This is a genomic window from Aureimonas glaciei (assembly GCF_014643375.1).
Classification (GTDB): domain Bacteria; phylum Pseudomonadota; class Alphaproteobacteria; order Rhizobiales; family Rhizobiaceae; genus Plantimonas; species Plantimonas glaciei.
Map to the genome: position 1 here is coordinate 466,505 of NZ_BMJJ01000003.1, position 23,521 is coordinate 490,025.

Here is a 23,521-nt window from a genome sequence, read left to right on the forward strand (position 1 = left end):
AGCGAGAGGCTCAAGAGCGACGCTGCGGCACGGAGGGGGTGAGGGCGGAGGGTTTTTGTCTGCATGCCTTACACATGGGGCCGCCGGCCCCGGGAAAAACCTCTGTCACCCCTTGGTGATGGGCGCCGGATTTCACGGTCCGACGGAAATCGGGCCGATATCGCCGCGAACCCCTTCGGCAGCGACGCGGACGGGCTTCTGTCCTACCGCGACGCGACGACCACGCGCTTTGCCGCCTTCGACGGCGAAGCCCTGGAAGGGGCGCTGTGATCCTCTAAGGGCCGATCGCGGTTTCGCGCAGCTGAGCGGCGGGCAAGCTCGTCGCGCCGCACGCTGTGTCGCGGCAGCGCATCCTCGCCGGACGCGGCGGTTCCGACGCAGCTCGGAGCAAGCGACGTGTTCGTGCCGCCGCTCGCCCTGCCGTCGTTTCAGCGCGCGATCTTGCAGGTGCTGGTGCCGAGGAGGCGGTAGGCCGGGCAGAAGCGGACGAGCGCCGTCAGGATGAGGACGGCCGCGACGACGTAGGCGACGATCGCCCAGGTGCCGATCAGGCTGGTATAGGCATAGACCGCCAGCGCGATGCCGGCGAGGAGGCGGAGGATGCGGTCGGTGGTGCCGACATTGGCGGACTTGAACATGGCATGTCTCCTGGAAGAGCTGCCGCTGGCGGGCTGCCAGACGGTCAGGCGGTGAAACTGTTGATGCTCTTGACGATCATGTAGACGGCGACGACGACGATGAGCCCGGCGAAGGCGACGTTGAGGGCACCCTTGCGGGCGGAGAGACGGCGCGCCGCGACGGCGCCGAGGAGCCCCCCCAGGATGCCGCCGGCGACGAAGACGAAGGCCAGCGGCCAGTCGACGAGGCCGGAGAGGGAGTAGTTGATCGAGGTCGTCAGGCCAAAGGCGGCGACCGCGACCAGCGAGGAGCCGATGGCGTTGAGGATCGGCATGCCCGTCGAGGCGACGAGCCCGGGGACGATCAGAAACCCGCCGCCGATGCCGAAGAAGCCGGAAAAGATCCCCGTCAGCGCGCCGAAGCCGAGCACTTTCGGCGCCTTCTCGCGGTTGCACTCGGCGCCGGGATTGCCGAGGTTTCCGCGTCCCCTGAACATCAGCGCGCCGACCACGAGCATCAAAAGGGCGAAGAGGAACAGCAGCTTCTCGCCGTCGACCGCCTTGCCGAGCGTCGAGCCGAGCACCGCGCCGACGATGCCGGCGACGCTGTAGAGCCCCGCACAGCGCCATTTGACGTTGCCGTGGCGGGCGTGGGTGACGAGGTTCGTCGCCGCGTTCGCGGCGACGGCGAAGGCGCTGGTTCCGATGGCCATGTGCGGGCTCGGAACGCCGACGAGATAGACCATCAGCGGCACCGCCAGGATCGAGCCGCCGCCGCCGAACAGGCCGAGCGTGAAGCCGACCAGCGATCCGGAAAAGCCGCCGAGGGCGTATTGGAGGGGAGCGAGGATCATCATGCTCTTCCGATGCGATGAGGGCAGGGCGGTACCGCCCCGAAACCGCCGCCCGCTCCGTGCGGGGTGCGGCCACTTCCAGTCGTCGGCGCAAGGTCAGCCGGTCGGCGCCTTCTCGCGCTGCGGCTTGGCCATGGGTTCGCGGCCCTTCAGCATGGCCTGCCAGTAGATCGGCGGCAGCAGGCGCTCCTTCAGAAGCCAGGCGGCCTTGGAGGGCTTGAGGTCGTCGATGAACCAGGCGGGAAAACTCGGCACGCGGCGGCCGCCATAGGCGAATTCCGCCAGGATCACCTTGCCACGCTCGACGGTGAGCGGGCAGGAGCCGTAGCCGTCATAGACCGCGCCCTCGGCCCCGCCGAGGCGGCCCATGTCGCGCAGAAGGTTCTCCGCCACCACCGGCGCCTGCTTGCGGGCGGCCGCCGCGGTCTTGGCGTTCGGCGCGCTGATCGCGTCGCCGAGGCCGTAGATGTCGGGGAAGCGGGTATGACGCAGCGTCGCCTGGTCGACCTCCAGCCAGCCGGCCGCATTGGCGAGCGGCGAGACCCTGAGGAAATCCGGGGCGGTCTGCGGCGGCACGGCATGCAGAATGTCGAAGGGGCGCTCGACGATTTCTGTCTCGCCGTCGGCGGTGGCGGTCTTGAAGAAGGCCCGCTTCGCCGGCCCGTCGACCCTCGTCAACGTGTGCCCGAAGGAGAGCTGGATGGCGTATTTCCGGATATACTCCATCAGCGGCGGGACGTAGTCGGCGACGCCGAACAGCACAGGGCCGGCGTTCAGGAACTCGACTTTCGTCTTGTCCAGCACGCCATGCCGCCGCCAGTGGTCGCAGGAGAGATACATCGCCTTCTGCGGCGCGCCGGCGCATTTGATCGGCATCGGCGGCTGGGTGAACAGCGCCGTGCCGCCCCGGAACTTCTGCACGAGTTCCCAGGTGTAGGGCGCGAGGTCATAGCGGTAGTTCGAGGTGACGCCGTTGCGGCCGAGCGTCTCCATCAGGCCCTCGACGCCGCCCAGTTCAGCTTCAGCCCGGGGGCGACGACGAGCTTGTTGTAGGTGACGACGCGGCAGCCTTCGAGAATGACAGCCTTCCGGTCCGGCTCGAAGGCGGCGACCGCGGCCTTGATCCAGCTGACCCCCTTGGGCATCAGGGCGCCCATGTCCTTGCGCGTCTCGGTCGGGGTGAACACGCCGGCGCCGACCAGCGTCCAGCCCGGCTGGTAGTAGTGCACGTCCGCCGGTTCGATGATCGCGATATCGAGCCCCGGCACGCGCGCCAGCATGCTGGCGGCGACGGCAAGGCCGCCCGCGCCGCCGCCGACGATGACGATGTCGTGGCCGCTGGCGCCGCTGTCGGTCACCACCTTGCCGCCATTGGCGATCCGCGCGACGACGCCGGCCATGTCGTAGCCCGCCGCCTTGGTGCGCTCCAGAATGTCCGGCAGCGGTCGCCGGCCGGCCTCCGACAGCGACCAGAGCGTCGCCGACCGCGTTCCCGACCGGCAGAAGGCGATGACGGGTTTCGGCAGCTCGTCCATGGCCCGGCCGAAGGCCGCTGCATCGTCGTCGCCGACCTTGCCCATGGTCACCGGGATGTAGCGGGCCTCCATGCCGGCGGCTTCGGCTGCCGCTGCGATCTCGGCGAAGGTCGGCTGATCCGCGCCTTCGCCGTCCGGCCGGTTGACGATGATCGAGCGGAAGCCGGCAGCCCTCGCCTGGCCCATCTCGTCCGGCATGATCTGCGGGCTGACCGAAAGCTGGTCGGTGATCTTCTTCGGCTGCATGCTTCTCTCCCAGAACTCTGTTTCCGGCGTCTCTTGGCGGACGCTGTCAGAAGGCGTTGATCGGAATTTTCAGGTAGCTGCGGCCGTTGTCCTCGGGCTCGGGCAGGGCGCCGGCCTTCATGTTCACCTGCAGCGAGGGCAGGATCAGCCGGGGCATGGCGAGGGTCGCGTCCCGCTCGGTGCGCAGGCGGACGAACTCGTCCTCGCTGATGCCGTCATGGACGTGGATATTGTGCGCCCGCTGTTCGGCGACCGTCGTCTCGTTGAGGATCTGCCGCCCGTTCGGGCCGTAGTCGTGGCACATGAACAGCCGAGTCTCGGGCGGCAGGTCGAGCACGCGCCGGGTCGAGCGGTAGAGGGTGCGCGCGTCGCCACCCGGAAAGTCCGCCCGGGCGGTGCCGCCGTCCGGCATGAACAGCGTGTCGCCGACGAAGGCGGCATCGCCGGCAACATGCGTCATGCAGGCCGGCGTGTGACCGGGCGTGTGCAGGACCGTGACGGGCAGGGTGCCGATGGCGTAGCTGTCATCGTCCTCGAAGAGCCGGTCGAACTGCGAGCCGTCGCGCTGGAACTCGGTGCCCTCGTTGAAGACCTTGCCAAACGTCTCCTGCACGATCCGGATGCCGGCGCCGATCCCGATCTTGCCGCCCAGGATCTTCTGGATGTAGGGGGCGGCCGAGAGATGATCGGCATGGACATGCGTCTCGATCAGCCATTCCAGCACCAGCTTGTTGTCGCGGATATACTGGATGATCCGGTCGGCCGAGGCATGGCTGATGGCGCCCGAGGCGTAGTCGAAGTCGAGCACGGAATCGACGACGGCGCAGGCCGCCGAGGCGGGGTCGCGGACGACGTAGGAAAACGTGTTGGTCGCCTCGTCGAAGAAAGTTTCGACATGGGGGTGGGCTGTCATGGTCATGTCCTCCCAAAGGATGTGAGCGGTGACGGTGTCTCGTTTTCGGCGTCTTGGGACGGGGGAGTGCTTCCTGGACCCACCCTGGCGAAGACGGCCGCGCCGAACGGCGTTGTCGGCGGTTTCGGCGCGCGTGCCGTCGGTACCGGGACGGGTGCGGGGACGTCGGCACTTGCGAACATCTGCTGCAGCAGCTCCACCAGCCGGCGGGCCTTGGTGTCTGCCAGCCGGTAGAAGACCGTCTTGGATTCACGCCGGGGTTCGATGATCCCGGCGCTGCGCAGCTCGGCCAGCTGCTGCGACAGCGAGGGCTGGCGCAGCCCGAGGGTGCTCTCCATCTCGGCCACCGACATCTCGCCCTCGACAAGACGGCACAGGATGGCGAGGCGCGCGGGATGGCCGAGCCGCTTCAAGAGGCTGGTCGCGGCCGCGATCGCCGCCTCGTCGCAGGGGAGCCCGCCGGCGGTCATGGCGCAGCCTGCCCGTCCCGCGCAGCGCCCCTCAGCGCGTCCATCGGGATCTTGAGATAGCGCCTGCCATTGTTCTCCGGCTCCGGTAGGCGGCCGCCGCGGATGTTGATCTGCAGCGCCGAGAGGATGAGTTTCGGCATGGCGAGCGTCCTGTCGCGCGCCGAGCGGATGGCGACGAATTCGGCCTCGCTCCTGGCCTTCGTCAGATGCGTATTGCCGGCCTTCTGCTCGGCCACCGTCGATTCCCACCGGGGTTCGCGGCCGCCCGGCTGGTAGTCGTGCCCGGTGAAGAGGCGCGTCGTATCCGGCAGAGCGAGGATCCGCTGGATCGAGCGCCAGAGATCCACGGCGCTCCCGCCGGGAAAATCGGCGCGGGCCGTGCCGCTGTCGGGCATGAACAGCGTGTCGTGGACGAAGGCGGCGTCGCCGAGGACGTAGGTCACCGAGGCGAGGGTATGGCCTGGCGAGAACAGCACGTGCCCCTCGACCTCGCCGACCCGGAGCGTCTCGCCGTCGGCAAAGAGCTTGTCCCATTGCGAGCCGTCGACGGGGAGGGAAGGCCAGTTGTAGATCCCGGCCCAGAGCTTTTGGACCTCGACGACCTTCTCGCCGATGGCAGTCGGAGCGCCGGTCTTTTCCTGGAGGTAGCGGGCGGCGGAGAAATGGTCGGCATGGGGATGGGTGTCGAGGATCCACTCGACCGTTAGCCCTTCGCGGGCGACGAAAGCGAGGATGGCGTCGGCATTCGCCGTTCCGGTCGAGCCGGACTTTTCGTCGAAGTCGAGGACGGGATCGATGATCGCGCAGCGTTTCGTCCGCGGGCAGGCGGCGACATATTGCAGCGAGAAGGTGCGCGGGTCGAAGAAGGCCGTGACAGCGGGGATGACGGGCGTCATTCTGCGGCCTCCAGCATGCGGGTCTGGTAGAACCAGTCGGAGACGTCACGGTCATCGTCCGCGGTGAAATCGGCGAGATCGATCACCGGCTCGCCCGGCACCCAGGCTTCCGGCGTGAGGACGCCCTCGGCGTCGGCGGTCTGCAGCGCCACGACGGTGCGCAGGATCTCGGCGACGCTCCGGCCGGTCGACATCGGGTACCAGCACGACATCCGCACCACGCCCTCGGGGTCGATGACGAAGCAGCCGCGAACCGTGCTGCTGCTGGACGCGCCGGGATGGATCATCCCGTAGGCCGCCGCGATCGCCATCGACGGATCCTCGACGACGGGGAAGGGGATGGCGACGCCGAAGCGTCGCTCGATCGTGCGCACCCAGGCGATGTGGGAGAAGAGACTGTCCACCGAGAGGGCGAGGAGATCGCAGCCAATGGCGGCGAATTCCGGCGCCGCTTTGGCGAAGGCGACGAACTCGGACGTGCAGACGGGTGTGAAGTCGGCGGGGTGAGAAAAGAAAACCAGCCACCGCCCAAGAAACGACGCGGAGTCCAGGTCGCCCCGGGTGCTGCGGCAGGCGAAAGCCGGCGCGATGTCCCCGATCAGGGGAGGGCCAAAGCGGGTGCCGCTGCCAAGTGGGTCTCCAGCCATTTTTTACATTCCCCCGCAATTGTCTCGATTTCAATTGCGATATTTGTATAATTTGGCGTGGATTGCAATGGGATTTCGCCAATATGGGCGCGGATGTGAATTGAAAGTTGCAAAAATTACCAACCGACGGGGGGTGCGACGCTGCCGCACCACGCAAATGCGCCGTGGGTCACGAGGCGGTCTGCCGGACGGTGAGCAGAATGTCTGCGGCAATCTTCGGCGGCATCCGCATTTTTGGTCACCCCAGGGCCTTCCAAGGCGCCTGCGTCCAGCCGGCCAGCGGGTGACGAATCGGGCAATCCGCAGATTTGAAGGTGCCGCCCTTTGGGCGACACCCTTTTTCACGATGGAGAGGACCGTTCAGGTGCTGCCAACGGTGACCGAATGCTCGTCCGGCAGCGAGCGGTAGGCCTCGGCGTCGAAATCCGCGAGTTCCTCGATCTGCTCTTCCGTAACATTGGGCGCCACGAAGTTGTCGCCCCGGACCGTCAGCGACGATAGCGCGATCGCCGTCTGGTCTTCGCCAAGGCCCAGGAACCCACCGGACGCGATGACGACGAAGAGACGGTCGTCGACATTGACGACGTCCTGGACATCACCCAGCGTCTCGTTGTTGGCCCCCACGATGTCGTAACCCTTGAGCTCGCCGACCGTCAGCGCGACTTCACCGCTCGACCGGGCATTGACCGCCTCGTTGGCGCTCTCGCGGGGCGCCGCCGGTGCATTGTCCGCCATGGCCTCGCGCTGCTGCGGCTGCTGACCTGCGGCCATGCGCTCGTAGCGGATTCCCGGCTCGCCTTCGCCCTGATTGACGCGAATCTCAGCCTCTTCCCGCTCGTAGCGGATGTTTGGGCGCTGTTCGGCCTGCCGGATCTGGACGTCGGCCCCTTCCGCCGAGCGTGTCAGCCGGACGTCCGCAGTATCGGCCTCGGCCTCGTCCACTTCCACCTGGGGCTCGTTCTGATCGGCCACGGAAACACGCGGGCTGGCCTGCTCCACATCCACCTCGGGCGGACGCTGCGAGACGCTGACATCGGGCTCGGGCATGCGGACGATGATCTGCGGCTGCGGAATGTCCACTGTGACCACCGGGGCGCCCTGGCGGACGATGATCTCGGGCTGGCCCTGGTCGACCTGGACCTGCGGCTGGCTCTGGCGCACCGTCACCTGCGGATCGGGCGTCGCGACCCGGATGGTCGGCGCCTGCGGCTGGACGGTAACGGTATCGACGCTTTCGCCATCCGGCTGGCCGGCCTGTGCGGCCTGCGTCTGTCCATCGCCCCAATCGGCGTTTTCGACATTGACCAACTGCTGGCGAGCGCCGGCCAGGTCCTGCTGCTGGTAGAGGCGCCAGGCAGCATCGACCTGCTGCTGGATGGCGGTCAGCGCAGTCCGCATCCGAGCGTCGGCGTCCTGGACCTCGGCGGCGAGCAATTGACGAGCCTGTTCCAGGGCGCGTTCGGCAGTGGCGGTGTTTGAGCGCGCCAACGACTGTTCGGCCTGTGTGACGAGCTGACGAACCTGATTGAGGTTCGTCCGGGTTTCGGTCTGGGCGATCTGGCCCGGCGTCTCGGTGGTCTGGCCGTAGGCGGGAAGTGCCATGGCCGTCCCGGCGATGAGCGTGGTGAGGATGCTGAGCTTGGTGTTCATGCTGTCCCTTTCCATAGATTGTGGCCGAGCCCAGGCGCCGAAAGTGGCGCGGGGCAGGCAAAAGGGCGTCCGCATTAAGGCGGCACCTGGAGGGCCAATCCCGCCTGGCGCCGCCTGTTCCGCGCCAATTGTTTAGGCAGGTAAATCCCTGCCGCCAAACCCAGGATAAGCAACGGCTGGAAGACATTACGAAAAAATCGCATGAACGAATGAATTATTTCAGGTCCTTGCTCTTAAAATCAAATGATGCAGAACAATACCCAGCTAATGGATTATGGAAGTCATTCATTGATCGCACAACTAATGATCAGTCTTATAAGAATAATTTCCTCTTTCCCAAAAAATGGCGAAATTATGCAACAAATGGGGCCAGTGACTGTTGGGCAGTCAGTGGGACAGCAAACGTCCCTCACGGCAAGAAAGGATCCATCATGAAGCGCCTCCTCCTCACGGCGACGACTGCCCTTCTCTTCACCGCGCCCGTTTTTGCGCAGACCACGGCCCCGGCGGATACGACGAAGCAGACGACCGCTCCTGCGAGCGCCACGACACAGACCCCGGCGGCCGCGACCGCCACAGGGGCGGATGGTGCCGCGGCTGGCGCCGCCGGCGGCATGACGCGCGGCACGACCTCGACGGTCGCGCTCCGCTTCGTGGAATATTCCTCGGCAGACGTCATGGCCTCCCGCCTCGACGACCTCGACGTCTACAACAACCAGAACGAGGAAATCGGCGAGATCGAAGACCTCGTCATCAGGGACGGCAAGACGATCACCGGCGTCGTCGTCAGCGTCGGCGGCTTCCTCGGCCTCGGCGACCGCTATGTTCTGCTGGATCCGTCCAGCATCGTCCTCGGCGATCAGGGCGGCGAGATGCGCGCCTATGTGAACACGTCGAAGGACGAACTCACCAACGCGCCGGAGTTCAGCTACGACCCCGAAGAGAACGACTGAGCAGACCGAACCTCGAAGCCGGCCGGCCGTGAAGGCCGGCCGGCCCCGCGTTGAACGCGAGGGAGACCAGCCCCTGACGACGGCGTCCCCGGGACAGGACCATGGCCCGGGCGCGGATGACGTTTCGCGGCCCGGGCGTCGTCGTCAGAAACGGTCGAATTGTCGTTCGACGCGTTCGCCTCCGGTGATGTCATCGAGGCAGAGCGACGAGATCCTCGACATCATCATGGAGACGCTCGGCACTGCGCCCGCGCGATCGGAACCAGGGCCAGCGTCATGCGCAGCGGACAACCGGAGGACGACGAATGAACTGGGAAAACATGCTGTTTCAGGACTGGCAGGGGATCGTGCGTACCATCTTTGTCGGCATCCTGGCTTACGTGGCGCTCGTCGCCTTCCTGCGCATCTCCGGCAAGCGCACGCTGGCCAAGCTGAACGCCTTCGATCTCGTCGTCACCGTCGCCCTCGGCTCGACCCTGTCGGCGATCCTCTTGCAGGAGTCCATCGCGCTCGTCGAGGGGGCCGTCGCGCTCGCTTTGTTGATCTCGATGCAGTTCCTCGTGGCCTTCCTGTCGGTCCGCTGGAAGGGATTTGCCAAAGTCGTTCGCTCGGAGCCGACCCTTCTGGTGCGCAAGGGTGAGTTCTGCGACGGCGCGCTTCGCTCGGAGCGGGTCACGCGCGACGAGGCGCTCGGCGCCGTGCGCGCCAGCGGTGGCCGGGCCGTGGAAGACGTCGAGTTTCTCATCCTCGAGAGCGACGGCACGATGAGCGTCGGTCTGATGGCGGGCAAGTGAGTCCTTCGTCTTGGCGCCGCTCCAGGGAACATGCGCGACCAGCGCCGGGCGGTTGTCGACGCCGAGAGGGAACCCGAAGGCGTCGTCGAGAGCTTTGTGACCATGGATCCGGAAGTGCGGGCTGCGCGGCAGGACCGGGCGGCCCGAAGAGCCGGCCGCCATCGGTCCGAAAGGGACGCTCTCTCCAGGACCTCGCCTGACTGCGCATGATCCCAAAATCTCAACCGAAAGGCCCGTCATGACCAAGTTCCTCTCCCTTCTGGCGATCGCGCTGGCAACGACGACGTCGCTGGCGCAGGCTCAGGACACAGCCCCCGCTTGCCAGGACGGTGTCGTGGTCGAGCGGGGCGACACGCTCAGCGCTATCGCCGAGCGCTGCGACCTTTCCGAAGCGCGGCTGCTGGCGGCCAATCGCGGTGTGGAGGGTTCGAGCGATCTGGTGATCGGGCAGAAGCTGGCGACCGAGACCACCGGCGAGCAGGTCGGCAGCCGCCTGTGGGGACAGTTCAAGGGAGCCGTCGGCGAGACGGGCAATACGCTGGAGGGCGTGGCCGAGGGCGTCCAGTCCTCGGCACAGGGCATCCTGGACCGGAACCCCGACCTTCGCTCCGGCATCGACAGCCTCCGCTCCAGGCTCGACGTCACGGGATCGTCCGGCAGGCTCGCCGTCACGCCCTTGCCGGCGACGCCGGAAGCCGATGTGGAGATCGCGGCGACGGCGCTCCCCGCCGACCAGGCTGTCCGCATCAATGTGGGCGTCGCCGGTGCGGCCTCCGAGACCGTCGCGGAGGGCCGCACCTCGGCGGAGGGAAGCCTGACGCAGACGACGAAGCTTCCGGCATGGCTTCCCGAGGGAAAACAGGTGGTCGTGACGATCACCGACGCCGAGCAGAACGTGCTGGCCCGCTCGGCCCGGTTCGATCCGAGCTGACAAGGGCGCCGCGGCGGCTGGCCCTGGCCATCGCACCCCGGAGCCGGCTTGGGCTGCCCGCCGCCGCTTTGGCCGGCTCCGCACGCTGCCGGGCGTTACGGTGACGCCTCGGTCACGTGCCAGAGGACGCCGGACGGGTCGTGAACGAAGCCGACGACAAGTCCCCAAGGTTGCAGAGCCGGCCGGGCAGGAGCCTTGCTTCCGAAGCGTTCCGCCACCTGCTCGGGGGCATGCTGCTGCCACCAAGCGGCGAGATCGCGGATCGACAGTTGGATCATGAGGTTCTCGGCCAGATCCTTCTGATAAAAGTTCTGGAGGAGAAAACCGTCGTCGCCATGGGCCATCACGGTCATCCGGTCGGTCGCGAAACCCGCGACAAAGCCCAGGGCCTCGTAGAACTGCCGTGACTGCTCATAGTCCCTTGCCGGCACGAACGGTCGAAGCATGCGATCCCCCATCGGCACGGCGCGGCAACCTGTCGATTTCTGAGATGCAGCGGCTCCGGAGTCAACGGCGGAGGGGCGAGCGCGGGGCTCTTTGGGGCAGGCGCAGGCAGTTCTTCGAACCGCGGCCTTCCTCCCCGACATTTCGCAAAGAGCCGGGCCGATGCGCGGACTACGGTGCGCCGTCCAACGCAAGAGAGATCTGGATTTGCGATGAAAACGGCCATCCTGGAAAAATACGGCGAGGCGCGGCTCCCGCGCTACACCAGCTACCCGACCGCGCCGCGCTTCTCGGAAGAGACGGATGCCGCAACCTATGCCGGATGGCTGCGGGCGACGCCGGCGGATGCCGCTGTCTCGCTCTACCTGCACATCCCTTTCTGCCGCTCGATGTGCTGGTATTGCGGCTGCCACACCCTGATCAGCCAGAAGGACCAGCCGATCCTCGATTATCTCGGCGTCCTCGGCGCCGAGATCAGCCTCGTCGCCGCCACCGTGGGCAAGGAGCTGGCCATCGACCACGTGCATTTCGGCGGCGGCACGCCGACGGTCATGACGCCGCAGGCGTTCGTCGCCCTGATGGCGCTTCTGCGCACGCATTTCGCCTTCTCGGGCGATTCCGAGATCGCCGTCGAGATCGATCCGCGCACGCTCACGGCGGAGATGGCAGCGGCGCTCGGCGACAGCGGCGTGCGGCGCGCCAGCCTCGGCGTGCAGAGTTTCGATCCCGTCGTGCAGGCGGCGATCAACCGGGTGCAGAGCGTCGAGCAGACGGCGGATGCCGTCGCCAACCTGCGCGCCGCCGGCACGCCCAACATCAACTTCGACCTGATCTACGGCCTGCCGCACCAGTCCGTCGCTTCCTGCGTCGAAACCGCCGAGCAGGCGATCGCGCTGAAGCCCGATCGTCTGGCCGTGTTCGGCTACGCCCACATTCCCTCCTTCAAGAAACACCAGCGGATGATCGACGAGGCGGCGCTGGCCGGCAGCCGAGAGCGCGACGAGCAGGCCGAGGCCATCGCCGCAACGCTTGCTGCCGCCGGCTACTGCCGCATCGGCCTCGACCATTATGCGCGGCCCCACGACGCCATGGTCGGCGCGCAGGCGGACGGCACGCTCAAGCGCAATTTTCAGGGCTATACGACGGATTCCTGCGAGACGCTGATCGGGCTCGGTGCCTCGGCGATCGGCCGCACCCACCACGGCTATGTGCAGAACGAGGTGCCGCCCGGCGGCTATGCCCGGCGGATCGGTGCCGGCACGCTCGCCACCGTCAAGGGCTACCGGTTGACCGACGAGGACAGGCTGCGCGCCGCGATCATCGAGCGGCTGATGTGCGATTTCGCCGTCGATGTCCCCGGCCTCTGCGACCGTCATGGGTTCGACCCCGGGCTGCTGCTGGACGGCCATGCGGGACTGTCGATGCTGCAAGAGGACGGCGTCATTGACATCGACGGTGGCGTCATTCGCGTGCGCCAGGAGCAGCGCTTCGTCATCCGCGCGGTCGCCGCCTGCTTCGACGCCTATCTCGACCAGTCCGGACGCACCCACAGCCGGGCGGCTTAGCCGCGGCCGGGCGCCGCCCGTCGAGGCGTTCAGGGCCTCGCGAACAGCACCGGACGGCGTCGCCCGTCGGCCGGCGCAGCAGGCGCCCTCGGGGCATCGACCACGTGCGGATTTCATGCGATGCAGCTTGCATGAGATTCTGGCGAGAGATCACGAACGACAGGTTTTCGGGGGGCGTGCTGTGCGCGCTGCTCGTGCTGTCCTTCGCGTTCCAGATCGCGGTCTCCGGGCGGGCCGCCGCGGCGATGATCGCGCCCGATCCCACGACGATCCTCTGCTCCGCCTCGATCGACGGCACCCACCGGCCGGCTGACGGGGAGCGTTCCAAGCCCTGTCCGTGCAGCGAACTCTGCGCGGCGGGCCTGCATTTCCAGGCCGGCCTCGCCCCTGCCGACGCGACCGGCATCCCGATCCGCTTTGCCGCCCGGATCGAAATCACCGTCGACCATTCGGCAGCACTCGCCGCCCGTCCGATCGACCGGCGCTACGAAGCCCGGGGACCGCCGCGCCCCTCGACCTGACGCGATCTTGCGGGGGGCCTTGCCCTCCATCGTTCAGTTGAGGAACGGCCGGTGCCGCCTGCATGGATCCCGAGGGAGCATGCCGCGCCGGACCGTGCCGTGCAAAAGGCTACCCGCCATGACCGACATCACCGCACCGGTGCCGGCGCGCAGTTCCGCGCTCGCCGTCGACACCTATCGCGCCATCTGGCGCTGGCATTTCTACGCCGGACTCATCGCCGTTCCCTTCATGATCCTGCTGGCCGTGACGGGGTCCCTCTATCTCTTCCGCGACGAGATCGACGGCACCGTCTTCGCCCATCGCAACGTCGTCGCGGCGCAGGCCGAGGCGCCACTCCCGCCGAGCCGGCTGGTCGAGGCGGCCGAGGCGACGCTTCCCGGATCGACGCTCTCCGCCTACCGCGAGCCATCGGGACCGACGGCATCCGCCCGGCTGTCCTTCGAGACCGAGGCGGGGACGGTCTACGCCTTCGTCGATCCCTATACGGGGGCGGTCCTCGGCAGCGTCGCCAAGGCCGACGAATTCAACGAGGTCGTCCGCAAGCTGCATAGCCTGGCCTATTTCGGCCCCTACGCGAACCGGGTGATCGAGGCGATGGCGGGCTTTGCCATTATCCTCGTGGTGTCGGGCCTCTATCTCTGGTGGCCGCGGCGGCAGTCCGGCGGCGTCGTCACCGTGCGCGGCACGCCGTCGAAGCGAATCTTCTGGCGCGACACGCATGCGGTGACCGGCGCCTTTGCCGGTGTCCTCATCGCCTTCCTCGCTCTGTCCGGGCTTCCCTGGTCGAGTTTCTGGGGCGGAAAACTGACCGAGATCGCCACCGCCACCGGCACCGGCTACCCCGCCGCCCTGTGGGACAACGTCCCGACGTCGGGCGAGCATGCCGAGCATGTCATGGAGACGGTGGGTTGGACGATGGAATCCAGCCCGATGCCGATGTCGCACGCGATGGCGATGGCGCCGATCGGGCTCGACCGGGCCGTCGGGATCGCCCGGGAGAGGGGCATGGCGCCCGGTTTCGAGGTGACGCCGCCGGCCGACGCCAAGGGCGTCTACAGCGCCGCCGTGTTTCCGGACGACCTCGCTGAGGCCCGGACGATCCACATCGATCAATATTCCGGGCAGCCGATCGTCGACATCAGCTATGCCGACTACGGCTCGCTCTCCCGGCTGACGGAGCTCGGCATCAACATCCACATGGGCCAGGAATTCGGCCTCGCAAACCAGCTCCTGATGCTGGCGACGTGCCTTGCCATTATCCTGTCTTCGGTGGCCGCACTCGTCATGTGGCTGAAGCGTCGGCCCTCCGGCCGCATGGGCGTCCCGCCTTATCCGACGAGCCGGCGGGTCTATGGGGCGCTCTGGGCGATGGCCGTGGTCTTCGGGGTGCTGTTTCCGCTGTCGGGACTGCTTATCGTCGCCATGATCGCGGTGGACGTTCTCGTCATCCGCCAGGTCGCCCCCCTGCGCCGGGTGTTCTCCTGAGAGCTTGGCCCTCACCCCTTGCGGCCCCGCTGTCGCGGGAAGGGTGAAAGCGATCGTCGCCTGGCCGCCCCGGAGAAAGGGGCGGCCGGGCGGAGAGCCTGGAGATTGGACGTCGCGAGAGCCGGGGTCGACCGGAGCCGATCCCGTCTTTTCCCGGCGGGCCGGTCAGGCGCTGCCGCGGTTCGGAACCAGCCGGAAGCCGAAGACGGGCTCCGGCGTGCTGCCTGTCGCAGCCCTGGCGAGGGCCATCGATCCCACCGCCGTCTCGGCGCGCTCGGCCAGGGTGGGCAGCGACATGCCGATGGCGCGGCAGAACGCCGGATCCTGCACACCTGCCACCTGCCGAAACAGCGAAGCCGCGCGTCCTGCGTGGCGCCGGGCCGGGGTGGGCTTTCCCTCGCGGATCTTGACGCCGGCGGCCGCCAGCAGGATCAGGCCCTTGAAGAACAGGAGATGGGGCGTGCTCTGCCGGGCCGCGAGCCAGAGCGGCTCCCACGCTTCGTGCGCCTCCCAATAGTAGCCGTGATTGAAGAGATCGACGCCCCATCGATAGGGCTCCGAGCCCAGGGCCGCCTCGATCGGGACGGTGAGAGGTGGCTCTTCGGCCTGATAGCTGTGGCCCCGGGGATCGCGCACCGGGTGCGGGTGCCGGCCGGGCAGATAGGCATAGCGCGGAAAATTTCTGTCCGGGATCAACCGGGAGGCGGAGGCGGGGCCAGGAATCATTCGCAAAAGCCGATCGAGAAGGATGGACGCCAGGACGACATCGACGATGGCAGGACCCTCGCCAGCGCCTGGCGATGAGCATCGGCGGCGAGGTGGAAGGGCGCAGACGACGCGGCAGACCCGGAAAAGGCGGGGCGCTTCCTGCGGCGCCGGGCGCATGATCGTCCCGATCCGAATGCCCGCGACTAAAGCATGTTCCTGGAACTCCGTCCGCCCTCCTGTATGCGAGCCGCGGGTCCCTGCCCAGCCGATATCGGCGTCCTCCTGGAAGACTGCGGCATTGGACCGGCCGTCGCCATGGCGCTGCTTCGTCTGCGCGCCCTCCTTCGCGCGTGGCGAGCCGAACCGAAACCCCAGGACGTCATGTGATTGAGATGCAGTCCCGCTAGCGGTAGATCGGTTGTCGATCGCGAGGTCCGAACGTGCCCGAGCGCAAGCGCCACCTCGCCGCCCCTTTGGACCGGCGGGCCGCCCGCGGCGCCTTCACCGGGCCACGCGTTGCACCGACGGGGCAGTGAAGCTGCCGAGAGAGAAAGCCGGGGAGCTGTTTTGTGAGGTCTGAGACGGCGGCAGAAGTTCCTGCGCTTCCGAGCATGCCCGGCCCCCGCGGCGGAGCATCCGAGGTTTTCCGGGCGTTCCTGAAGCTCGGTCTGACATCCTTCGGCGGGCCCATCGCCCATCTCGGCTATTTTCGCGACGAGCTGGTGACCCGCCGAAAGTGGATCGACGAAGCCGGCTATGCCGACCTCGTGGCGCTCTGCCAGTTCCTCCCCGGTCCGGCATCGAGCCAGGTGGGCTTCGCCCTCGGACTGCTGCGGGGCGGGCCGATCGGCGCCTTTGCCGCCTTTGCGGCTTTCACTCTCCCGTCGGCCTTGCTTCTCGTGCTGTTCGGCTACGGCGCGGCGGCCTTCTCCGGTCCGCTCGGCGTTGGCCTCTTGCATGGACTGAAGATCGTCGCGGTCGCCGTCGTCGCCCAGGCCGTCTGGGGCATGGCGCGATCGCTCGCGCCCGATCGGGAGCGGGCCAGCATCGCGCTGGGGGCGGTATTGCTCGTGGTGTTTCTCGCCGGGTCGGGCGGGCAGTTCGCTGCCATTGCCGCCGGCGCCCTGGCAGGGCTGTGGCTGTGCCGGAATGCGCCCGGCGCGACGGTCGGGCATCTGGCATTCCCCGTTTCCAGGCGCGCCGGGACGATCGCCCTCGCTTTATTCTTCCTGCTCTTGGTTTTTCTCCCCCTTCTTTCCGCCGCCGGCGCGTCGCAGGGCCTGGCGCTGTTCGACGCCTTCTATCGGGCGGGATCTCTCGTCTTCGGGGGCGGCCACGTCGTGTTGCCGCTGCTCGAGGCCGAAGTCGTCCGGCCCGGCTGGGTCGGGGCCGATGCCTTCCTGGCGGGATATGGCGCGGCGCAGGCCATGCCCGGGCCCCTGTTCACCTTCGCCGCCTATCTCGGCACCGTCATGGGACCGGAACCCGATGGCCTTGCGGGCGCCGTGATCTCTCTGGTCGCGGTGTTCCTGCCCGGCTTCCTGCTGTTGGTCGGCGTGCTGCCGTTCTGGGATGCGTTCCGAACCCGTCCGAAAGCGCAGGCCGCCATGCGGGGCGCCAATGCGGCCGTCGTCGGCATCCTGGCCGCGGCGCTCTACGATCCCGTCTGGACGAGCGCCATTCTCGGCCCCCGCGATTTTGCCTTGGCCCTGACGGGATTCATCCTTTTGACCGTCTGGAAGGCGCCGCCCTGGAGTGTGGTGCTGCTGATGGCGCTGGGCGGGATGGGCCTGAGCCTGACCACGGCGGCGGTCTGAATCTTTTCCGCCCGGATTCTTCCCTCGGCTTCAGCTCCTCCTTTGCACAGCGCCCGCGATGTACGCCGACGCGTCGCCTGGAGGTGACCCTCTCTATCCCTGGCGATACCTCCTTCGGTCCGCCCTCTCTTCAGAGGCAGGCCGAAAGGCCGAGGATGGGCGCGTAGTTCACGAAGGTGACGCAGAGGGCAACGACGGTCGCCCAGAAGGCGGCGCCGGCGAAAAAACCGTCCAGGGAGGCCCGACCCGGCTGCTCCTTCAACCGACGGTGGGTGAAGGCGAGGAGGGGGGCGATCGCGGCGAGATGCGCCAGCCACAGGCCGAGGAGCACGGCACGCTGGAGACTGAGGGGACCGAGGGCGATCGCCTCCCAGCCGAAGGCGCAGCCCACCGACAAGGCGCCGTAGAGCCAGACGAAGGCGGAGCTCCAGATCAGGAGGCCTGCGACGAGGAGGAGCAGATAGGCCAGCGAGCGGTTCGCGATCATGGGCGCGCAAGCTCCCGAAGAGGAACGAGCCAGGGCAGGGCCACGAGGAAGGCGAGGGCGCCGAGGGCCGTGACCGCGGTGTAGTCCTGCCACAGGATGCCGATGCGGATATCGGCCGTACGACCGGCGGAGACGTAGCCGGCGAGGCAGCGCCAGACATGGAGCCCGGACAGGATCGCGCCGATCCCGGCATGCAGCGCGATATAGGCGAGGAAACTCGCGGTCACGGCGAAATAGGCATGGCTCGTCGGCGCGGGGATATCGGCGAGGATGATCCAGACGGCGAGGGCGACCGCCGCCGCCTGCGCGACGACGGACGCGGTCAGCGCGAGCGTGGCGGGGCCGAGGCATCCGGAGGACGACTGGACGCCGCGGAGCGCCAGCCGGACGAGCACCGCTGCGGCCAGCGTGGCCACGGCGAGCGGCACCGCCTTGGCGAGGGGCAGGTCCACCACCGCGGGCGCTGGCCATCCCGGCGCCACCAGCCACAGGAAGAGCGCCCCGAAGATTAGCGACGCGAAGACGGTGCCGTCGGCGAACAGCAGGAAGAGCGTGCCCCACCAGGAGGCCGGGCGCTCGACCTCGGCATGGATCGGCAGGCGCAGGCCGAGGCCCGCATCGACCGGCCCGATGTCGGAGCGGCGCCCGGAATCCTTGCTCCAGAGCAGGAACAGGCCGACCACCAGAACCAGCAGGAACGGCGTGGCGAGATAGACCTTGAAGAGAAGCGAGAGGACCACGGCGCCGATGGCGAGCGCCGTCCAGAGCGGGAGGAAGGTCAGTCGCGGCAGGATCGCGATGTGGTCGGGCTCGCCGGTCGCCATGTCGACGACCATGGTTTCCTGCCAGTCGTGGCGGGGCGTGGCGAGATAGCCCTCGCCCCGGCTCATCGCCTCGACCAGCATCGGATCGTCGCGCAGCGGCGCCCGCGACGACACCGTCGGGATCGCGAGAAAGGCATAGGCGCGGGGTGGGATCGCGGTGGCCCATTCCAGCGTCTCGGCGCGCCAGGGATCGGGTTTCGACGGCTTGCCGAAGCGGAACTGGAAGAGCATGTCGACGGCAAAGAGCGCAAAGCCCGCCGCTGTCACGAAGCCGCCGATCGACGAGACGAGGTTGGGTATTTCCCAGCCGAAGCCGGCGGGAAAGCTCGCCCAGCGGCGCGGCATGCCCATCAGGCCGGTGACGTGCATGATGAAGAAGGTCGCGTTGAAGCCGATGAAGATCAGCCAGAAGGCGAGCTTGCCGACGCCGTAGAGCGGCTGACGCCCGGTGAAGTGAGGCAGGTAGTAGTAGGCGGCCGCGAGCATCGGGAAGATAAAGCCGCCGACCAGAACATAGTGCATGTGCGCCACGACGAAATGCGTGTCGTGCACCTGCCAGTCGAACGGCACCATGGCGAGCATGACGCCGGTCAGACCGCCGCAGACGAAGACGAAGAAGAAGCCGCAGAGATAGAGCATGGGCACGCTCATCTTCGGCCGGCCGGCCATCAGCGTGCCGATCCAGAGAAAAATCTGGACGCCGGTGGGAATGGCGACGAGACCGCTCGCGGCCGAGAAGAAGGCCTGCGCCAGATGCGGGATGCCGACCGTGAACATGTGGTGCACCCACAGGCCGAAAGAGAGGAAGCCCATGGCCATGATCGAGACGACGATCCAGGAATAGCCGAGGAGTTGCTTGCGGGCGAGGACGGGCAGGATCGTCGACACCATGCCGGCCGCGGGCAGGAAGATGATGTAGACCTCGGGGTGCCCGAACAGCCAGAAGAGATGCTGCCAAAGCAGCGAGTCGCCGCCGCGCGTCGGGTCGAAGAAGGGCAGGTCGAAGGCCCGCTCGAGCTCGAGCAGCACCGAGCCGAGGATCAGCGGCGGGAAGCCGATGAGCATCATCCCCGCCGTCACCAGAATGTACCAGGCGAAGATCGGCATGCGCTGCAGGCTCATGCCGGGGGCGCGGAATTTCAGGATCGAGACGGTGAGTTCGACCGCTGCCGCGATCGCGGAAATCTCGACGAAGGTGACGCCGAGGAGCCAGACGTCGGCGTTGATGCCGGGCGAATGGCGGCCGGAAGAGAGCGGCGTGTACATGAACCAGCCGCTGTCGGGCGCATAGCCCGCCAGGAGCGCGACGATGAGGATCGCTCCCCCGAAGACGTAGCACCAGAAGCCGAGTGCGGTCAGCCGGGGGAAGGCGAGGTCGCGGGCGCCCAGCATCTTCGGCAGGAAGTAGATGGCCAGCCCCTCGAACATCGGGATGGCGAAGAGGAACATCATCACCGTGCCATGCATGGTGAAGATCTGGTTGTAGAGCGCCGGGCCGACGAAGGCGCTGTCGGGCGACGCCAGCTGGGCGCGGATCAGCATGGCCAGGGCGCCGCCGATCGCGAAGAAGACGAAGGCCGCGATGATGAAGCGGCGGCCGAGCACCGTATGGTTCACCGAAGACAGCCGCCCCCAGCCGCGGGGCGTGTGCCAGATGCGTTCGAGCTCCCGCTCGGCCGAGCTCGCGCCTTTCGGCGCCTGGGTCAGCGCCGCGCCGACATCGGCGGGAAGGCCTTGGATGGGGGTGTCGCTCACGGGGTGGCCTCCTTGGCGGGGGCGCCGGCTTCTCGGCTCGCCGCGGCCAGCGCCGCTTCGAACGCCGCCGCCTCGTGCGCGATGGCCTTGAACGTCATCGTGGTGTGCCCGACGCCGCAGAACTCGGAGCAGACCCCGCCGAACGTGCCCGCACGGTCGGCCTCGAGCCGGATCGTGTTCACATGCCCCGGGATCGCGTCGATCTTGCCGCCGAGCCGCGGCACCCAGAAGGAATGGATCACGTCGGTCCCGATGACGCGGATGTCGACGGGACGGCCGACCGGAAGATGCAGGACATTCTCGGTTTCCGCGCCGCCTGGATAGCGGAAGGTCCAGGAAAACTGGCGCGGAACGGCCTCGACGACAGTGGCGCCGCTTCCAGGATGCGGCAGCAGGCGTTCGCCCGTCGTCAGCGCGAAGACGAGCAGCGCCGTCAGCACCACGCCCGGAAAGGCCAGGCCGCCCCAGACCAGCCAGCGCTGGGGCGGAATGGATGCGCCGCGCCCGGGACGCAGGAGCGAAAAGGCGACGAGCCCCATGACGAACAGGAAGATCGCCGTCGCGCCCGACAGCATCACCCACCAGAGCAGCGCCGTGGATTGGGCGGCCGGTCCTGCCGGATCGAGGGCCGACAGGTTGCCAGCGCAGCCGCCGAGCCCACATGCCAAGGGAACGACGAAAACCGGGCCGCGACGCGACAGGCCCGACCAGGAGCTGCCATGAGCAAGACGACGTCCCCCGCCAGCCCCGTGATGCGCAAGGTCGCCGAGAAGGATGTGAGTTCGGCGATGGCGATCGCCGGTCATCCCATCCATGCCATGGCCGTCCATTTTCCCATCGCCCTGGCGATCGCGACACTCGGCGTCGACGTCTTCTACTGGTGGACGGGCGATCCGTTCTGGCTGCGGGCGGGCCTGTGGTCGGCCGGCTTCGCCTTCGCCTTCGGCGTCGCGGCGGGCCTCGTCGGCACGGCCGAGCTTCTCTTCGTGCCGGGCATCCGCTCGCGCGCGGCCAGCTGGACGCATGCGATCGCGGCGATGATGTTCATCTCCATCTGCGGGATGAACTGGGTGGTGCGCCTCGCCGAACCGAGCTCTGTCCTGCCGCTGGGGCTTGGACTGTCTGTGCTCGGCGCGATCTTCACGGGGCTGGCTGGCTGGCATGGCGGAAAGCTGATCCTGCATCACGGGGTCGGCATCATGGTGTCAGACCAGGAATGATGTCGGCCGCGAAGCTGCGCAGGCCGCCCGGCTGAAAGACGAAGGCTGGAAGAGCGTCGAGGCTGATGTCGGGCTTGGCCAGCACCACCCAGAATATCGCGGTCATGATGCCCGACAGCGTTCCGACGCTGGCATAGACGCGCCAGCCGGCAAAACGACCGCCTTCGTCGAACACGGACAGGACGAGAAGTCCGACCCAGACGTGAAGAATGACGAGCAGGCCGACGAAGAAAAGCTTCAGCGCAAACCAGGGAACGAACAGTTCCTGCACGAGGATCAGCGCCGTCCCCGAGCCGATCGCGACGAAGGCCGCGGGCGAGATCACCGTGATGTAGGCAAACCTGGTGAACAGGTGCAGGCGGTGGAGCGAAGGGCCTTCGCCGGCCTTCCGCCTCTGGCCGAGAAGGATCGGCATCATGAGGATGCCGCCCGTCCAGACCGCCAGCGACACGACGTGCAGGAGCTTGAGCCAGACGACCGTCACCGGCTCGCCATCCCCAAGGCCCGCTCCCCCTCGACGAACTGCCGCAGGCGAATGAGCGCGGCGATGAGATTGGGCACGATGGCGGGGACCCACATGATCATCCCGGCCAGTTGCTGATCTTCGAGCGCCGTCAGGCCGAAGGCCTCCGTCGTCAGGAAGTGATGCGCGTAGAGCGGCACCGGGGCGAAGGTGATCAAGGCGCCCAGCAATCCCATCAGCGCGATGATCGCGAGATGGGCCAGTCCTCCCCGCAGCGCGGGCGTCTGCCGCGCCAGGAGGTCGCGCCAGACCAGGGCCGCCGTTCCGAGGAGGCTCGCTTCCATGATCCAGTAGAGGACATTGCTCGACAAGGCGGCCGCATAGGGCGCTGGTGCGTGCCAGACCCAGACGGTCGCGACATGGATCAGGACGAGCCAGGGCAGCCGAGCGCCTGAGGCCGCTCTCCCGGCGGGAAACGCCAGCGCGAGAAGCGGCGCGGCGACCGAGATGAGAAGCAGATGATGGACGACGCGGGCCGAGAACAGGGCCGACGAAAGCGCGCAGAGCGGCGAGACGAAGGCGACGAACAGCACGACGAGCGACAACGCATACCACCGCCGCCGGTCGGCTTGCCCCGCCATCGACGAACGCATCGACCAGAGCGGCAGGGTTGCCAGCGCGAAAACGCCGAGAAGCCACGGGTCGAGGTTCCAGGCGCTCGCAAGGTCCAAGGGCGTCGGCGGAGCACCGCAGTAGGGGACGGTGAGCATCGGCATCGTCGGGTTGGATCCTTGTTCGGGCAGCGTGGAACAGATCGGGTGCAGGAGCGCCTGGCGGAGTGTCGGGGCCTATCGGCCGCGCAGGTAGGCGTACCAGTAGGCAAGGCCGATCGACGCGCCGCCGACGACATTGCCAAGCGTCACCCAGAAGAGGTTGTAGGCAAAGCCGAGCACCGTGACGCTGGCAAAGGCCTCCGGCGCGCTGCCGGAGGCGGTCCAGAATTCCGGCCCGGCGAAGCTGGCGATGGCCAGCGCCATCGGCACGATCGACATGTTCGCGACCGAATGCTCAAAGCCCGCGGCGACGAAGACGGTGATCGGGCCCGCGAGCGCCACGATCTTGCCGGGCACCGTCCGCGCGGCCTGGGCGACCCAGACGGCGAGGCAGACGAGCATGTTGGCGAGGATGCCCGAGGCGATCAGCGCGACGATGCCTTTGTCGACTTTCGTCCGGGCAGTTTCGAGCGCCGCGATGCCGACCGCGCCGTCACCCTGCCCATGGCCGCCTGCGCCGACGAAGAGCGATGCGATCAGCAGCGCGCCGACGAGATTGCCCGCATAGACGAGCCCCCAGAAGCGCCACATCGTCGAAGCGTCGAGCGTTTCCCGCATCCGGTTGATCACCAGCATCGTATCGCCGGTGAAGAGTTCGGCTCCGGCGACGATGACAAGGACGAGGCCTACCGAAAAGACGAGGCCCCCCGCCACTTGCCGGAGGCCCGAAAACCCGTCGCCTCCCGAGACCGCGACGAGATAGGCGATGGCGCCGAAAGCGACATAGGCGCCGGCGAGAACGGCGAGGAGGAAGATGTCGCCGGACGGCTTCTTCACCTTGCCCGAGAGATAATCGAGCGCAATGCGGGCGGCTTCCGGGGGCGCGGCATCGACCGCCTTCACCTTCATCGCGTCCTCGGTCATGCAGGGCTCCGTCGATGCAACGGTCGGA

General features: G+C 67.6%; 23 protein-coding genes and 2 pseudogenes. 9 read left to right on the forward strand and 16 right to left on the reverse strand.

All coding sequences use genetic code 11. The features are described from left to right. Positions 1-63: 63 nt before the first annotated feature. Positions 64-270, forward strand: coding sequence for a hypothetical protein (locus IEX88_RS08925; protein ID WP_188850221.1), 207 nt, complete (start codon positions 64-66; stop codon positions 268-270). Positions 271-428: 158 nt separating this feature from the next. Here IEX88_RS08925 and IEX88_RS08930 read toward each other — a convergent pair whose 3' ends face one another. The 8 genes and pseudogenes from IEX88_RS08930 to IEX88_RS08965 form a co-directional block, all read right to left on the reverse strand. Further along, on the reverse strand, positions 429-638 hold the full coding sequence (locus IEX88_RS08930; protein WP_188850222.1) for a YgaP family membrane protein: 210 nt from the start codon (positions 636-638) through the stop codon (positions 429-431). 44 nt (positions 639-682) lie between these two features. Continuing rightward, complete coding sequence (locus IEX88_RS08935; RefSeq protein WP_188850223.1) at positions 683-1,471, reverse strand: sulfite exporter TauE/SafE family protein; 789 nt, start codon at positions 1,469-1,471, stop codon at positions 683-685. A gap of 96 nt (positions 1,472-1,567) precedes the next feature. Continuing rightward, a pseudogene (locus IEX88_RS08940) lies at positions 1,568-3,252 on the reverse strand (bifunctional protein tyrosine phosphatase family protein/NAD(P)/FAD-dependent oxidoreductase). 46 nt (positions 3,253-3,298) lie between these two features. After that, positions 3,299-4,165: an MBL fold metallo-hydrolase gene (locus IEX88_RS08945; RefSeq protein WP_244639977.1), complete on the reverse strand. Its 867-nt coding sequence runs from the start codon at positions 4,163-4,165 to the stop codon at positions 3,299-3,301. 176 nt (positions 4,166-4,341) lie between these two features. Beyond that, positions 4,342-4,635, reverse strand: a pseudogene (locus tag IEX88_RS27370) (ArsR/SmtB family transcription factor); the annotation flags it as partial. Beyond that, complete coding sequence (locus IEX88_RS08955) at positions 4,632-5,531, reverse strand: MBL fold metallo-hydrolase (protein WP_188850226.1); 900 nt, start codon at positions 5,529-5,531, stop codon at positions 4,632-4,634. The gene IEX88_RS08955 and the pseudogene IEX88_RS27370, both read right to left, overlap by 4 nt. Next, positions 5,528-6,178 (reverse strand): peroxiredoxin, encoded by a 651-nt coding sequence (locus tag IEX88_RS08960; protein WP_188850227.1) that lies wholly within the window; start codon positions 6,176-6,178, stop codon positions 5,528-5,530. Before IEX88_RS08960 ends, IEX88_RS08955 begins: the two co-directional genes overlap by 4 nt. Positions 6,179-6,538: 360 nt before the next feature. Then, a complete protein-coding gene (locus tag IEX88_RS08965) occupies positions 6,539-7,828 on the reverse strand; it encodes a PRC-barrel domain-containing protein (RefSeq protein WP_188850228.1) in 1,290 nt (429 codons plus the stop codon). A 431-nt stretch (positions 7,829-8,259) separates the two neighbouring features. Between IEX88_RS08965 and IEX88_RS08970 the strand changes: the two genes are divergently transcribed. From IEX88_RS08970 to IEX88_RS08980, 3 genes are all read left to right on the forward strand, one after another. Further along, entirely contained in the window at positions 8,260-8,781 is a 522-nt protein-coding gene (locus tag IEX88_RS08970) for a PRC-barrel domain-containing protein (protein ID WP_188850229.1), read from the forward strand. A gap of 305 nt (positions 8,782-9,086) precedes the next feature. Beyond that, a complete protein-coding gene (locus IEX88_RS08975; RefSeq protein WP_188850230.1) occupies positions 9,087-9,575 on the forward strand; it encodes a DUF421 domain-containing protein in 489 nt (162 codons plus the stop codon). Between the two features lie 238 nt (positions 9,576-9,813). Then, positions 9,814-10,506: a LysM peptidoglycan-binding domain-containing protein gene (locus IEX88_RS08980; protein WP_188850231.1), complete on the forward strand. Its 693-nt coding sequence runs from the start codon at positions 9,814-9,816 to the stop codon at positions 10,504-10,506. Positions 10,507-10,601: 95 nt separating this feature from the next. On the opposite strand, the gene IEX88_RS08985 is transcribed toward IEX88_RS08980, so the two are convergent. Beyond that, a complete protein-coding gene (locus tag IEX88_RS08985; protein WP_210319255.1) occupies positions 10,602-10,952 on the reverse strand; it encodes a VOC family protein in 351 nt (116 codons plus the stop codon). A gap of 210 nt (positions 10,953-11,162) precedes the next feature. Between IEX88_RS08985 and hemN the strand changes: the two genes are divergently transcribed. The 3 genes from hemN (at position 11,163) to IEX88_RS09000 (ending at position 14,522) form a co-directional block, all read left to right on the forward strand. Further along, positions 11,163-12,515, forward strand: coding sequence for an oxygen-independent coproporphyrinogen III oxidase (gene hemN, locus IEX88_RS08990; RefSeq protein ID WP_188850232.1), 1,353 nt, complete (start codon positions 11,163-11,165; stop codon positions 12,513-12,515). A 131-nt stretch (positions 12,516-12,646) separates the two neighbouring features. After that, the gene (locus IEX88_RS08995) at positions 12,647-13,036 is read left to right on the forward strand and encodes a hypothetical protein (RefSeq protein ID WP_188850233.1); all 390 of its coding nucleotides are present in this window, start codon (positions 12,647-12,649) and stop codon (positions 13,034-13,036) included. 118 nt (positions 13,037-13,154) lie between these two features. After that, positions 13,155-14,522, forward strand: coding sequence for a PepSY-associated TM helix domain-containing protein (locus IEX88_RS09000; protein ID WP_188850234.1), 1,368 nt, complete (start codon positions 13,155-13,157; stop codon positions 14,520-14,522). Between the two features lie 165 nt (positions 14,523-14,687). Here the strand turns inward: IEX88_RS09000 and IEX88_RS09005 are convergent, their stop codons facing one another. Then, positions 14,688-15,248 carry a DUF309 domain-containing protein gene (locus IEX88_RS09005; protein WP_188850235.1) on the reverse strand — a complete coding sequence of 187 codons (561 nt, stop codon included), beginning with the start codon at positions 15,246-15,248 and terminating at the stop codon, positions 14,688-14,690. Between the two features lie 593 nt (positions 15,249-15,841). On the opposite strand from IEX88_RS09005, the gene chrA reads away from it, so the two are divergent. Next, the gene (gene chrA / locus IEX88_RS09010; RefSeq protein ID WP_188850236.1) at positions 15,842-17,047 is read left to right on the forward strand and encodes a chromate efflux transporter; all 1,206 of its coding nucleotides are present in this window, start codon (positions 15,842-15,844) and stop codon (positions 17,045-17,047) included. Between the two features lie 130 nt (positions 17,048-17,177). Here the strand turns inward: chrA and IEX88_RS09015 are convergent, their stop codons facing one another. The 3 genes from IEX88_RS09015 to coxB are packed head-to-tail and all read right to left on the reverse strand — an operon-like array spanning position 17,178 to position 20,781. Continuing rightward, on the reverse strand, positions 17,178-17,534 hold the full coding sequence (locus tag IEX88_RS09015) for a hypothetical protein (protein ID WP_188850237.1): 357 nt from the start codon (positions 17,532-17,534) through the stop codon (positions 17,178-17,180). Beyond that, positions 17,531-20,113: a cytochrome c oxidase subunit I gene (gene ctaD / locus IEX88_RS09020; protein WP_373289562.1), complete on the reverse strand. Its 2,583-nt coding sequence runs from the start codon at positions 20,111-20,113 to the stop codon at positions 17,531-17,533. The genes IEX88_RS09015 and ctaD overlap by 4 nt, the downstream gene beginning before the upstream one ends. Next, positions 20,110-20,781, reverse strand: a complete 672-nt coding sequence (gene coxB, locus IEX88_RS09025) for a cytochrome c oxidase subunit II (RefSeq protein WP_244639979.1) — start codon at positions 20,779-20,781, stop codon at positions 20,110-20,112. The genes ctaD and coxB overlap by 4 nt, the downstream gene beginning before the upstream one ends. Before the next feature lie 51 nt (positions 20,782-20,832). Here coxB and IEX88_RS09030 point away from each other — a divergent pair, with 51 nt between their 5' ends. Then, positions 20,833-21,333 (forward strand): DUF2231 domain-containing protein, encoded by a 501-nt coding sequence (locus IEX88_RS09030; protein ID WP_188850239.1) that lies wholly within the window; start codon positions 20,833-20,835, stop codon positions 21,331-21,333. Here IEX88_RS09030 and IEX88_RS09035 read toward each other — a convergent pair. The 3 genes from IEX88_RS09035 to IEX88_RS09045 all read right to left on the reverse strand — a co-directional run bounded on the left by IEX88_RS09035 (position 21,311) and on the right by IEX88_RS09045 (position 23,493). Then, positions 21,311-21,817: a CopD family protein gene (locus tag IEX88_RS09035; protein WP_188850240.1), complete on the reverse strand. Its 507-nt coding sequence runs from the start codon at positions 21,815-21,817 to the stop codon at positions 21,311-21,313. The genes IEX88_RS09030 and IEX88_RS09035 overlap by 23 nt on opposite strands. Further along, positions 21,814-22,572 carry a cytochrome c oxidase assembly protein gene (locus IEX88_RS09040; RefSeq protein ID WP_244639982.1) on the reverse strand — a complete coding sequence of 253 codons (759 nt, stop codon included), beginning with the start codon at positions 22,570-22,572 and terminating at the stop codon, positions 21,814-21,816. The genes IEX88_RS09035 and IEX88_RS09040 overlap by 4 nt, the downstream gene beginning before the upstream one ends. A gap of 72 nt (positions 22,573-22,644) precedes the next feature. Then, positions 22,645-23,493 (reverse strand): formate/nitrite transporter family protein, encoded by an 849-nt coding sequence (locus IEX88_RS09045; protein WP_188850241.1) that lies wholly within the window; start codon positions 23,491-23,493, stop codon positions 22,645-22,647. Positions 23,494-23,521 lie beyond the last annotated feature (28 nt).